We start from the raw sequence: 13,297 nt of genomic DNA on the forward strand, positions 1-13,297 counted from the left end.
TATTGTTATTCATCGTACTTTTGCGCTTTTTTTGCGCGACGGTTGCATTAGCCAATTTAAGGGGTAGAGTGTCCCCGCGCTAACGCGCCGTAGCAGCACTGAACAGGAGCCAACATGTTTACGGTTTATCACTCCAACCAGCTCGATATTCTTAAATCGCTGGCGGCGTATCTGATTGAAAACGAACCGTTACGCGACCCTTTTCAGTCCGAGGTGGTGCTGGTGCAAAGCCCGGGCATGGCGCAGTGGCTACAGATGCAGCTGGCGCAACAGTTCGGTATTGCGGCCAATATCGCTTTTCCGCTGCCCGCCTCTTTTATCTGGGATATGTTTGTGCGCGTCTTGCCCGGCATCCCCAAAGAGAGCGCCTTTAATAAAGCCAGCATGAGCTGGAAGCTAATGACGCTGCTGCCCGATCTGCTGCGTCAGGAGGCGTTTAGCCCGTTGCAGCACTATCTCAACGACGACGATGACAAACGTAAGCTGTTCCAGCTGGCTTCGCGCGTGGCCGATCTTTATGACCAGTATCTGGTCTATCGCCCGGAATGGCTGAACAGCTGGCAGCAGGGGAAAGTGATCGATGGGCTGGGCGAGGCGCAGCAGTGGCAGGCCCCGCTGTGGGCCGCGCTGGTGGAATATACCCGCGATCTCGATCAGCCAGAGTGGCACCGCGCTAACCTGTATGCGCGCTTTATTCAAAAGCTGGAAAGCAGCGAATCACGTCCGGCGGGCCTGCCCGACCGCGTCTTTATCTGTGGGATCTCCGCGCTGCCGCCAGTCTATCTGCAGGCGCTACAGGCGCTGGGCAAGCATATCGATATTCATCTGCTGTTTACCAATCCTTGTCGGCACTACTGGGGCGATATCCAGGATTACGCGTTTCTGGCGAAACTTCAAAGCCGCCGCCGTCGCCATCATCAGCAGCAGCAGGACATTGCCCTGTTTCGTGATCCCGACGCAGCCTCTTCATTATTTAACGATGCCGGAGAGCAACAGCTGACCAACCCGCTGCTGGCCTCGTGGGGCAAACTGGGGCGCGATAACCTCTATCTGCTGGCACAAATGGAGGCGAGGGAAATTGATGCTTTTGTCGATGTCCCGGAGGACACGCTGTTGCAGGTGCTGCAGCACGATCTGCTGGAGCTGGAAGATAACGCGGTGATTGGACTGGATGCGGAAGAGCTGAAAAGCAGCCATAAAAAGCGCTGCCTCGATCCTCGGGATCGATCCGTGGTGGTGCATGTCTGTCACAGCCCGCAGCGTGAAGTGGAAGTTTTGCAGGATCAATTATTGGCTATGATGGAGGCGGATCCCTCGCTGACCGCTCGCGATATTATCGTGATGGTGGCTGATATTGATGCCTATACGCCATATATTCAGGCGGTATTCGGCAACGCATCCTCAGATCGCTATCTGCCTTTTGCCATTTCGGATCGCCGCGCCAGCTTCGCCCATCCAGCGATTATGGCCTTTCTTAACCTGCTCGCTTTGCCGGAAAGCCGCTTTGCCTGTGAAGAGGTGCTGGCGCTACTGGAGGTACCGGCACTGGCAACGCGCTTTGCTATTGATGAGGAAGGGCTGCGCCGTTTGCGTATGTGGGTAGAGGAATCCGGCATTCGCTGGGGGCTGGATGATGATAACGTGCGTGAGCTGAAGCTACCGCCCACCGGCCAGCATACCTGGCGTTTCGGCATCACGCGAATGTTGCTCGGTTATGCCATGGAGAGCATGCATGGCGACTGGGACGGCATCCTGCCTTACGATGAGTCCAGCGGGTTAATCGCCGAGCTGGCCGGTAATCTGGCAGAGTTGCTGATGCAGCTTAACCACTGGCGTCAGGTGCTGGCTGAGCCGCGTACGCTGAGCGACTGGCAACCACTGTGCCGTGAAATGCTGCAAACCTTTTTTGCTGCCGATGTGAATACCGATGCTGCGCTGATGCTGATTGAAGAGCAGTGGCAGCAGGTGATGGCCTATGGTCTGCAGGCGCGCTACGTTGATAGCGTTCCGGCTACGCTGCTGCGCGATGAGCTGGCCTCGCGCCTCGATCAGCAGCGCATCAGCCAGCGTTTCCTGGCCGGGCCGGTTAACTTCTGTACCCTGATGCCGATGCGTTCGGTGCCGTTTCGCGTGGTATGTCTGCTGGGCATGAATGATGGCGTCTATCCGCGTACGCTGCCGCCGCTGGGGTTTGATTTAATGGCGCAGCAGCCGCAAAAGGGCGACCGCAGCCGCCGCGACGATGACCGCTTCCTGTTTCTTGAGGCTTTGCTTTCAGCCCAGCAGAAACTCTATATCAGCTATATTGGCCGCTCGATTCAGGATAATACGGAACGATATCCTTCGGTGTTGGTCACTGAACTGGTGGACTATATTGGGCAAAGCTTTCATCTGCCGGGCGACGAGGCACTGGATGTAGACAGCAGCGCTCAACGGGTGCTGGCGCATCTGCACTGTCTGCACAGCCGTATGCCGTTCGATCCGCAAAACTTCGCGCCGCAGGCGGAGTATCGCAGTTTCGCCCATGAGTGGCTGCCTGCTGCGCGTGGCAGCGGCGAGCCGCATCCACCATTTATGCAGCCGCTGCCGCCACTGGAGCTCCGTGAGCTGAGCTTTGAACAGCTGCTGCGTTTCTGGCGGCATCCGGTTCGCGCTTTCTTTACTATGCGCCTCGGCGTGAGTTTTGCGCTGGAGCAGACCGAACTGCCAGATGCCGAACCCTTTGTACTGGATGCGCTCGATCGCTATCAGATCAACGCCCAATTGCTAAACGCGCTGATTGAAGAGCAAGATACCCAACGACTGTTCAATCATCATCGCGCGGCGGGCGTGTTGCCCTATGGCGCTTTCGGTGAACTCTTCTGGCAAACGCAGCAGGAAGAGATGACGCCGCTGGCTGAACAGGTCAGGGCGTTGCGCGCTGAAAGTCGCAGTATGGAAATCGACCTGACCATTGCAGGCGTCAAACTTAACGGCTGGTTGCCGCAGGTGCAGGATAGCGGCCTGCTGCGTTGGCGGCCTGGCGTGTTGAACTTCACCGATGGGCTGGCGCTGTGGCTGGAGCATCTGGCGTGGTGTGCGCTGGGTGGAAAAGGGCAGAGCCGCATGCTGGGACGCAAAGAGAGCAGCTGGTGCTTTGACGCGATCGATGCGCAGCAGGCGCAGGAGTGGCTTACGCGCTATGTCGAAGGCTATCGTGACGGCATGTGTTCACCGTTGCTGCTGCTGGCGAAAACCGGGGGTGCCTGGCTGGAGGCGAGCTATGACGTTAAAAACGACATCATGCTAATGGATGAGGCCACGCAAACCAAAGCGCGGGCGAAGCTGTTAACCGCCTGGCAGGGCAACTATCAAATGGAAGGCGAGGGGAGCGATCCCTATCTGCAACGGCTGTTCCGTACGCTGGAAGCGGCGCAGCTTGATGCCATTTGCGCTGCAGCCGAACAGTGGCTGTTGCCGCTGCTGCGTTTTAACCGCAGCGATACGCAGAAAAATGATGAGTAGCCAGTTTGACCTACAGTAGATGCGCCTGGCGGGAAGCCAGCCCGCCAGATTTCAGTGGTGATAGTTGTTTTGATCAGCGACACCGCGTTGGAAAAAGGATAACACTCAAGGGGATTAAATGAGAAAGTACGCTGTCTGGACAGCCAGTCTGTTACTGATTTTCACCATGTTTAGCCAGCTGGCCAGCGCTGAAAAAGGCTGGCAGCCTCTCGATCGGACCATTCAAAAGAGCAATAAAGATCCGCGTCACTATCAGGCGATTCGTCTGGATAATGAGATGACGGTATTGCTGGTTTCCGATCCCCAGGCAACGAAATCGCTGGCGGCGCTGACGTTGCCAATTGGTTCGCTGGACGATCCCGATCGGCAGTTGGGCCTGGCGCATTATCTTGAGCATATGGTGTTGATGGGCTCGAAGCGCTATCCACAGCCGGATAACCTGGCGGAGTTTCTGAAGAAACATGGCGGCAGCCATAATGCCAGCACTGCCTCTTACCGTACCGCTTACTATCTGGAAGTGGAAAATGGTGCGCTGGCCCCGGCCGTCGACCGCCTGGCTGACGCCATCGCCGAGCCGCTGCTTGATCCGGTTAATGCCGATCGCGAGCGGAATGCCGTTAACGCTGAACTGACGATGGCGCGTTCCCGTGACGGACATCGGATGGCTCAGGTTGGAGCGGAGACATTAAATCCGGCGCATCCAGCGGCGCGCTTCTCGGGCGGTAACCTGGAGACGCTGAGCGACAAACCAGACAGCAAACTACAGGATGCGCTGCGTCAGTTTTATCAGCAGCACTACTCGGCTAACCTGATGAAAGCGGTTATCTACAGCAATAAACCGCTGCCGGAGCTGGCCGCTATCGCCGCGCAGACGTTTGGGCGCGTGAGCAATCGTCACGCCAGCGTCCCTGCGATCAACGTGCCGGTGGTCACCGACCAGCAAAAAGGCATTATCATTCATTACGTACCGGCCCAGCCGCGTAAACAACTGCGCCTGGAATTCCGAATTGATAACAATAGCGATCGCTTTCGCAGCAAAACCGATACGCTGATCGGTTACCTGATTAGCAACCGCAGCAAAAATACGCTTTCCGACTGGCTGCAAAGTCAGGGGCTGGCCGATTCCATTGATGCTGGCGCCGATCCGCTCATTACGCGTAACGGCGGTATATTTGGCATTAGCGTTTCGCTAACCGATAAAGGCCTGGCGCAGCGCGATCGGGTAGTCGCGGCGATTTTTGATTATCTGGCCATGCTGCGCGATAAGGGTATTGATAAACGCTATTTCGATGAGATGGCGCATGTGCTGGATATCGATTATCGCTATCCGTCGATTACGCGCGATATGGATTATATCGAATGGCTGGCGGATACCATGCTGCGGGTGCCGGTCGAGCATACGCTTAATGCCTCCTACCTCGCTGACCGCTATGATCCGGCGGAAATCAGCGCGCGCCTGAAAGAGATGACGCCGCAGAATGCGCGCATCTGGTATATCAGCCCCAACGAGCCGCATAACAAAGTCGCTTATTTTGTCGAAGCGCCTTACCAGGTGGATAAAATCAGCGCCGAACTGTTCAATAAGTGGCAGCAGGAGGCCGAAAATATCAAGCTGGATCTGCCTGCTCTGAATCCCTATATCCCCGATGATTTTAATTTAATTCCGGCATCTGAAAAGCCGATAACCCATCCGCAACCGCTGATTAATGAGCCGGGGCTGCGCGTCTTTTATATGCCAAGCCGCTATCATGCCAGCGAGCCGAAAGCCGATATTATGCTGGCATTACGTAATAAGGCGGCGATGGATAGCGCCCGTCATCAGGTGCTGTTCGCCCTGAATGATTATCTGGCGGGTCTGGCGCTTGATGAACTGAGCTCACAGGCGGCGGTCGGCGGCATTAGCTTTTCTACCAGCGGAAGTGATGGGGTCATTTTTAGCGCCAGCGGCTTTACTCAACGTTTGCCCAAACTGTTGGTTACCCTGCTGCAGGGCTACGTCAATTATGTTCCGACGGAAGATCAGCTGGCGCAGGCCAAGTCCTGGTATAAAGAACAACTGGATGCGGCAGAAAAAGGCAAAGCGTTTGAGCAGGCGATTCAGCCGGTACGGATGTTGTCGCAGCTTCCTTATACCGAGCGCAGCGAGCGCCGTAAGCTGCTGGATTCCATTAGCCTGCAGGAGTTGAACGACTATCGCCGCATGCTGGCAGAGCAGGCGACGCCGGAGATGCTGGTCGTGGGCAACATGACCCCGCAAATGGTGACGTCGTTGGCGCGTGAAGTTAAGCAGCAGGTTAACTGTCAGGGCAAAAGCTGGTGGCACAGCGAAGATATTCTGATTAACCAGCCGCTGCGCGCCAATATTCAGAAGGCGGGCAGCAGCAGCGACTCAGCGCTGGCTGCGGTTTACATTCCTGTGGGCTACGGTGAAGAACAAAGTATTGCTATCAGCTCGCTGTTGAGTCAGATTATTCAACCCTGGTTTTATAACCAGTTACGTACTCAACAACAGCTGGGCTATGCGGTCTTTACCTTCCCGATGTCAGTGGGACGCCAGTGGGGCATCGGTTTTCTGCTGCAAAGCAACAGCAAACAGCCCGCTCTGCTGCTGCAACGCTATGAAGCTTTCTATGCCGATGCTGAAAAGCGGCTGCGGGGGTTAAGCCAGCAGGATTTCGCCCAGTATCAGGCGGCGCTGATTAATGAACTGCAGCAGCGTCCGCAAACGCTGGATGAAGAGGCGGCGCGCTATGGCAAAGATTTCTATCGGGAAAATTACGCTTTTGATACCCGTGAACAGGTTATTGAACAACTTAAAACGCTGACGCCGCAGAGCCTGGCAGATTTCTTCCACCAGGCGGTGATCGCTAAGCAGGGACTGGCTATGCTGTCGCAGATTTCCGGCAGCCAGCATGGAAAAGCTGACTATGCATCACCGCAAGGCTGGAAAACCTGGCCGAACGTCAGCAGCCTGCAGCAGACGCTGCCGGTGACAAGCGAGAAGAAATGAGTGACAACAATCCCCAGCGGCTCGATCCGCTAACACTGCCGCTCCGTGGAGAGCGGCTTATCGAGGCGTCAGCGGGAACCGGGAAAACCTTTACTATCGGCATACTCTACCTGAGGCTGTTGCTTGGCCTCGGGCAGGATAATGCTTTTCATCGTCCGCTGTCGGTGGAAGAGATTTTGGTGGTGACCTTTACCGAGGCGGCCACCGCTGAACTGCGGGGACGTATTCGGCAGAATATCCATGAGCTGCGGCTGGCCTGCGTGCGCGGCAGCAGCGCCAATCCGGTGCTGGCAGCGCTGATGCAGGAGATTAGCGATCCTGCTGATGCCGCCGCGCTGCTGCTGGCCGCCGAACGGCAAATGGATGAAGCGGCGATTTTTACCATCCACGGGTTTTGTCAGCGGATGCTGAACCTCAACGCCTTTGAATCCGGGATGCTGTTTGAGCAGCAGCTGATTGAAGATGAATCTGCGCTGCGCCGTCAGGCCGCCGCCGACTTCTGGCGTCGCCACTGCTATCCGCTGCCGCTGACGATTGCCAAAGTCATTGCGCAGGAGTGGACCGGACCGGAACAGCTGCTCGCCACCTTAATGCCATGGCTGCATGGCGAATCGCCAGCGTTAAAATATGCGCCGGATAGCGAAGAAACGCTGGCGCAGCGTCATGAGAAAATCGTGGCGCGCATTGATAACCTGAAGGCGCAATGGCGTGCGGCGGCAGCAGATTTGCGCGAGCTGATTGAAAAATCTGGCGTTGATAAGCGGAGTTACAGTAGTAAGCATTTACCAGCCTGGCTGAATAATGTGGCAACCTGGGTAGAAGAAGAGACCCAGGGCTATACGGTGCCTAAAGATCTGGCGCGTTTTCGCCAGAGCGTGCTGCTGGAGAAAACCAAAAAGGGCGAGCCGCCACGCCATCCGCTGTTTACGGCGGTAGATGACTTCTTCGCCGAGCCGCTTTCGCTACGCGATCTGATTATTGCCCGGGCGCTGGAAGATATTCGCCTGGCAACCCGCAGAGAGAAAAAGCTACGGGCGCTGCTCGGCTTTGATGATTTGCTGAGTCGTCTGGATGAAGCGCTGCAGCAGCCCGGCGGCGATTTACTGGCGCAAGCCATTCGTGCCCGCTATCCGGTTGCGTTGATCGATGAGTTCCAGGATACCGACCCGCAGCAGTATCGTATTTTCCGGCGGCTTTATATCGCCCAGCCGGAAAATGCGCTGCTGCTGATAGGCGATCCCAAGCAGGCGATTTACGCCTTTCGCGGCGCGGACATTTTTACCTATATGCGCGCCCGTAGCGAAATCAGCGCGCACTATACGCTGGACACTAACTGGCGTTCATCGCCAGCGATGGTCGCCAGCGTCAACCAGCTTTTTTCCCGGCTGGAGAACCCGTTTTTATTCAGCCAGATCCCTTTCATTGAGGTGAACGCCGCGCCGCCCAATGAAACGCGCGGTTTCCATCTTGATGGCACGGTGCAGCCAGCGCTGCGCTTTTGGCTGCAGCCCGGCGAAGGCGTGGGCGTTAGCGAATACCAGCAGTGGATGGCGCGTCAGTGTGCGGCAGAAATCCTCCACTGGCTGCAGGCTGGCCTGCGGGGTGAAGCGCTGGTGGGCAAGCAGGGCGACCAGCGGGCGGTCAGAGCCTCCGACATTACCGTTCTGGTGCGCAGCCGCAGCGAGGCTGCGGTGATACGCGATGCGCTGGAAAGTCTTAATATCCCTTCGGTCTATTTATCTAACCGCGACAGCGTGTTTACTACGCCGGAAGCGCGTGAACTTTTGTGGCTGCTGCAGGCGGTGCTGGCACCGGAGCTGGAGCGTACCCTGCGCAGCGCGCTGGCCACCAGTATCCTGGGGTTGGACGCCGCCACCATCGACGCCATGAGTCAGGATGAAGATCGTTGGGACGCGCTGGTTGAAGAGTTTGCGGCCTATCGTCAACGCTGGCAGCAGCGCGGCGTGCTGCCTATGCTGCGTGAATTAATGACCCGGCGCAGCATTGCAGAAAATCTGCTGGCCTCAGAAAGCGGTGAACGGCGTCTGACCGATCTGCTGCATCTTGGAGAGCTGTTACAGGAGGCCGCCGCGCAGCTGGATAGCGAACATGCGCTGGTGCGCTGGCTGGCACAGCAGGTCGCGCAGCCTAACCATCAGTCCGCCAGTCAGCAGTTGCGTCTCGAAAGCGACCGTCATCTGGTGCAGATTGTGACTATTCACAAATCCAAAGGGCTGGAGTATCCGCTGGTCTGGCTGCCGTTTGCCGCTAACTTCCGCGAGGCGGCGCAGGGACTATATCACGATCGACAGACTTTTCAGGCGTTGCTGGATTTGAGCGATGATGAAGAGAGCCTGGCGCTGGCCGAGCAGGAAAGGCTGGCGGAAGATTTACGTCTGCTCTATGTGGCGCTGACCCGCTCTGTTTATCACTGTAGCATCGGCATTGCGCCGCTGATTAAGGGCAACCGTAAAAAAGAAGGTGACAGCGATCTGCACAAAAGCGCGGTGGGCTATCTGGTTCAGCGTGGTGAAGCGCTAAACGCCAGCGGATTACAGCAAGCGCTGTATGGCCTAAGCAACGACGCGGTAGAGGTAGTGATGCCGGAAGAGGCTGCGGAAGGGCGCTGGCAACCGGAAGGCGATAGTATGCCGGAGCTGGAGAGCCCGGTGATATCCCGCCCGCTGCAGGATCACTGGCGCGTTACCAGCTACTCCGGTCTGCAACAGCATGGCCCGACGGTTGCGCTCGATCTGGCACCGCGTTTTGATGTCGATGCGGCAGGAGAAACCACAGACGTTGTTGCGCCAGCACTAACGCCGCATACCTTTCCGCGCGGCGCTTCGCCGGGCACCTTTCTGCATGGCCTGTTTGAAACGCTGGATTTTAACCAGCCGCCGGATGAGGCATGGCTGGCGGAGCAGCTACAGCTGGCTGGCTTTGGCGAGCAATGGTTGCCGATGCTGTGCGACTGGATTAGCCGGGTATTGCAAACGCCGCTTAATCAGGACGGCATTCATCTGGCGGGATTAACGCCGGGCCGCTATCTGGTGGAACTGGAGTTTTATCTGCCGATGCATCAGCTGCTGACCGCGCCGGCGCTGGACGCGGTAATGCGTCAGCACGATACGCTGTCGGCACGCGCGCCGGAGCTGAATTTTCAGCAGGTGCAGGGGATGCTGAAAGGCTTTATCGATTTGGTCTTTTGCTGGCAGGGAAAATATTACCTGCTGGATTATAAATCTAACTGGCTGGGCGAAGAGAGCGCCGCCTATACGCCGCAGGCGATGGCGGAAGCGATGATTAGTCACCGCTACGATTTACAGTATCAGCTTTATACGCTGGCGCTGCATCGCTATTTGCGCCATCGTGTAGCGGATTACGATTATCAGCGCCACTTCGGCGGTGTGTTTTACCTTTTTTTGCGCGGAATGGACGGCAGCGCCAGTGAAAACGGTGTGTTTCATCACCGTCCGTCTGCAGATTTTGTCATGGCGCTGGATCGCCTGTTTACCGGAGACAAGGTGGAAGCGGAATGAGAAAAATCAGCGAGTTGCTGCGCGAGGCGGTAGAAAAACGCCTGATACGCGCGCTGGATCTGCAGTTCGCCCATATGCTGGCGGATGATGAGCAACCCGCGCTGATGCTGGCTGCGGCCTGCGTAAGCGCCGAGGCGGGAGAAGGACACGTTTGCCTGCCGCTCGATCATTTTCGTGACGGTCAACTGTTCGCCGGACGTCAGCCGGAGCTGGCGGCGGAAATCTGGCGCACAGTAGGTCAGCCGGAAGACTGGCAGCGTTTGCTGCTGCAAAGCCACGCGGTAAGCGATGGCTCAAAGCCGACGCCGCTGGTGGTCGCGCAGCAGCGGCTTTATTTGCACCGCATGTGGCGAGGCGAAGGCCATGTGGCGCGTTTTATCGCCACCGAGCAGGCGGTGCCCGCTTTCAATGACGCCGATTTGCAGCAGATATTAAATGAGCTGTTCGGCGATCGCCCGGACGACTGGCAGAAGATCGCCGCTGCCGTGGCCATTACCCGTCACATCTCGGTGATTTCCGGTGGGCCGGGTACCGGAAAAACCACCACCGTGGCTAAACTGCTGGCGGCGCTGATTCGCCTTTCGCAACAAAAACTGCGTATTCGTCTGGCCGCGCCCACCGGTAAAGCCGCCGCGCGGTTAACGGAGTCATTAGGCAAGGCGCTGCAGGCGTTGCGGCTAAGCGACGCTGAGCGTACAGCCTTTCCTGAAGAAGCGACCACGCTGCATCGTTTGCTGGGCGCGCAGCCCAACAGCCAGCGGCTGCGCTACCACGCCGGTAACCCGCTGCATCTTGATGTGCTGGTGGTGGATGAAGCCTCCATGGTGGATTTGCCGATGATGGCAAATCTGATTGCCGCTCTGCCAAAACATGCGCGGGTCATTTTCCTGGGCGATCGCGATCAGCTGGCATCGGTCGAAGCGGGCGCGGTATTGGGCGATATTTGCCGCTGCGCTGAAGCGGGCTACAGTACGGCGCGTGCCCGGCAGCTGGCTTTGCTTACCGGCTGTCAGCTGGATGGGGCGGACGGGGAAGATATGCCTAACGTACGCGACAGTATCTGTCTGCTGCGCAAAAGTTATCGTTTCGATGCCCGTTCCGGTATCGGCCAACTGGCGCAGGCGGTAAACGCGGGTGATGCCAAAGCGGCGGAAAAGGTTTTCGGCGCGGGCTTTGAGGATATTTGTCGCAGCGAGCTAAGCAGTGCTGAACATTACCAGCAGCTTTTAGAGCAGGGCATTGCAGGTTATGAAGAGTATTTAACGCTGCTCCAGCGCAATGCGGATGCGGATGAGGTGTTGGCAGCCTTTGCCCGTTACCGGCTGTTATGTGCGCTGCGCGAAGGACCATTTGGCGTGGCGGGTTTGAATGAGCGTATCGAACGCCAGTTGCTGAAGCAGCGACGAATTCGGCGTCCGCAGGCGCAAAGCCGCTGGTATATCGGTCGGCCGGTAATGATTGCACGCAACGATAGCGCGCTGGGGCTGTTTAACGGTGATATTGGCGTTGCGATGAATGATGCCAGCGGCGCGCTGAAGGTGTTCTTTCCACTGCCCGACGGCACGATTAAGGCGGTACAGCCAAGTCGTTTACCGCCACACGATACCGCCTGGGCGATGACGGTGCATAAATCGCAGGGCTCGGAATTCGAACATACCGCGCTGGTGTTACCTAACCACTATCTGCCGGTGCTGACGCGGGAACTGGTTTATACCGCCATTACCCGCGCGCGCAGCCGGTTAACGCTTTATACCGATCGGCAAATTTTTGCGCGCGCGGTTGCCGTGCGTACCCAGCGGCGCAGCGGACTGGTGGAGCGTCTGCGCGCCCCACATCAGGAGATCCTGTTCTAAACCGGTCAGGTCAAATCGGCCATCAAGACTTTAGAACGACGCTGGTAGTTATACATTTGCTTCTTGCTTTCCGGCAGCAGCTCGATATCTACCGGCGTAAAGCCGCGCTCCTGGAACCAGTGGATGCTGCGGGTGGTTAATACAAACAATTTTTTCAGCCCCAGCTGACGCGCCTGCAAAGCAACGCGCTGTAGCAGCATTTCGCCGCGTGAAGAGCTGCGATAGTCAGGGTGAACCGCCACGCAGGCCATTTCACCAATCTGCTCATCCGGGAAAGGATAGAGCGCCGCGCAGGCGATGGTCAGGTTATCGCGCTCGATAATGGTGAATTTATCGATCTCCATCTCCAGCTGTTCACGCGAGCGACGCACCAGAATTCCCTGCTGTTCCAGCGGACGGATCAGCTCCAGAATGCCGCCGATATCGTTGATGGTGGCGCGTCGGATCTGCTCTGCGGATTCCATCACGATTTGCGTGCCGATGCCGTCACGGGAGAACAATTCCTGTAACAGCGCGCCATCTTCCTGATAGCTGATCAAATGACTGCGACGCACGCCGCTGCGGCAGGCCTTAACCGCACCGCGCAAAAAGCGCACCGTTCCTGAAAGGTAGTCACCACGCTGTTCCAGGGTTTCAATACGCGCCTGCGCCTCGTTCGGGAACAGTTCAGAAATAATATTGCCTTCATCATCCGTTGCGCCCTGCTCAGAGCAGAAGCCGATCATTTTTTCCGCTTTCAGTTTAATTGCCAGCTGCGTGGCTACCTCTTCCGACGTCAGATTAAAACTTTCGCCAGTCACCGACACGGCTACCGGGCCAATCAAAACAATGGCGTCGCTGTCGAGCTGACGGTGGATTGCCTCTTCATCAATACGGCGAATACGGCCGCTGTGGCAATAGTCGATGCCGTCATCCACGCCCAGCGGCTGAGAGATAATAAAGTTGCCGCTGACCACATTGATATGCGCGCCCTGTAGCGGCGTATTGCTCAGGCTCATCGACAGGCGGGCGGTAATATCCAGCTGCAAACGTCCGGCGGCCTGCTTAACCAGCTCAAGGGATTGCGCATCGGTTACGCGGGTATGCTTGTGGTAGACCGGTTCCAGCTGATGTGCCGCCAGGCTGGCATCGATTTGTGGCCGTGCGCCATATACCACTACCAGACGAATGCCGAGGCTGTGCAGCAGACCAATATCGTTAACTATGCTGGAAAAGTTATCATGCTCAATCGCCTCGCCGCTGAGCATAATGACAAAGGTCTTATCCCGATGGGCGTTAATATAGGGAACGGAATGGCGAAAACCCTGAACCAGTGCGGTACTACGTTCCTTCACGGCAAACCCTCTTTTGCATGACTATTCGGTTTTTGTGTATTTTTATTCTTTTGTTGC

At 56.9% G+C, this 13,297-nt stretch carries 5 protein-coding genes; 4 read left to right on the forward strand and 1 reads right to left on the reverse strand.

Features of this window, described 5'->3' with window-relative positions:
- The first annotated feature begins 114 nt into the window (after positions 1-114).
- The 4 genes from recC to recD all read left to right on the forward strand — a co-directional run bounded on the left by recC (position 115) and on the right by recD (position 11,906).
- Entirely contained in the window at positions 115-3,504 is a 3,390-nt protein-coding gene (recC, locus tag ACQE32_RS17495) for an exodeoxyribonuclease V subunit gamma (RefSeq protein ID WP_427022180.1), read from the forward strand.
- A 118-nt stretch (positions 3,505-3,622) separates the two neighbouring features.
- A complete protein-coding gene (gene ptrA, locus ACQE32_RS17500) occupies positions 3,623-6,514 on the forward strand; it encodes a pitrilysin (RefSeq protein WP_427022181.1) in 2,892 nt (963 codons plus the stop codon).
- The gene (gene recB, locus ACQE32_RS17505; protein WP_426982018.1) at positions 6,511-10,053 is read left to right on the forward strand and encodes an exodeoxyribonuclease V subunit beta; all 3,543 of its coding nucleotides are present in this window, start codon (positions 6,511-6,513) and stop codon (positions 10,051-10,053) included. The genes ptrA and recB overlap by 4 nt, the downstream gene beginning before the upstream one ends.
- The gene (gene recD, locus ACQE32_RS17510) at positions 10,050-11,906 is read left to right on the forward strand and encodes an exodeoxyribonuclease V subunit alpha (RefSeq protein WP_250650773.1); all 1,857 of its coding nucleotides are present in this window, start codon (positions 10,050-10,052) and stop codon (positions 11,904-11,906) included. Before recB ends, recD begins: the two co-directional genes overlap by 4 nt.
- Positions 11,907-11,911: 5 nt before the next feature.
- Here the strand turns inward: recD and argA are convergent, their stop codons facing one another.
- Positions 11,912-13,240: an amino-acid N-acetyltransferase gene (gene argA, locus ACQE32_RS17515; RefSeq protein ID WP_085070352.1), complete on the reverse strand. Its 1,329-nt coding sequence runs from the start codon at positions 13,238-13,240 to the stop codon at positions 11,912-11,914.
- Between the last annotated feature and the right edge of the window lie 57 nt (positions 13,241-13,297).

It is taken from the genome of Pantoea sp. FN0302, from assembly GCF_050113775.1.
GTDB classification, from domain to species: Bacteria; Pseudomonadota; Gammaproteobacteria; order Enterobacterales; family Enterobacteriaceae; genus Mixta; species Mixta alhagi.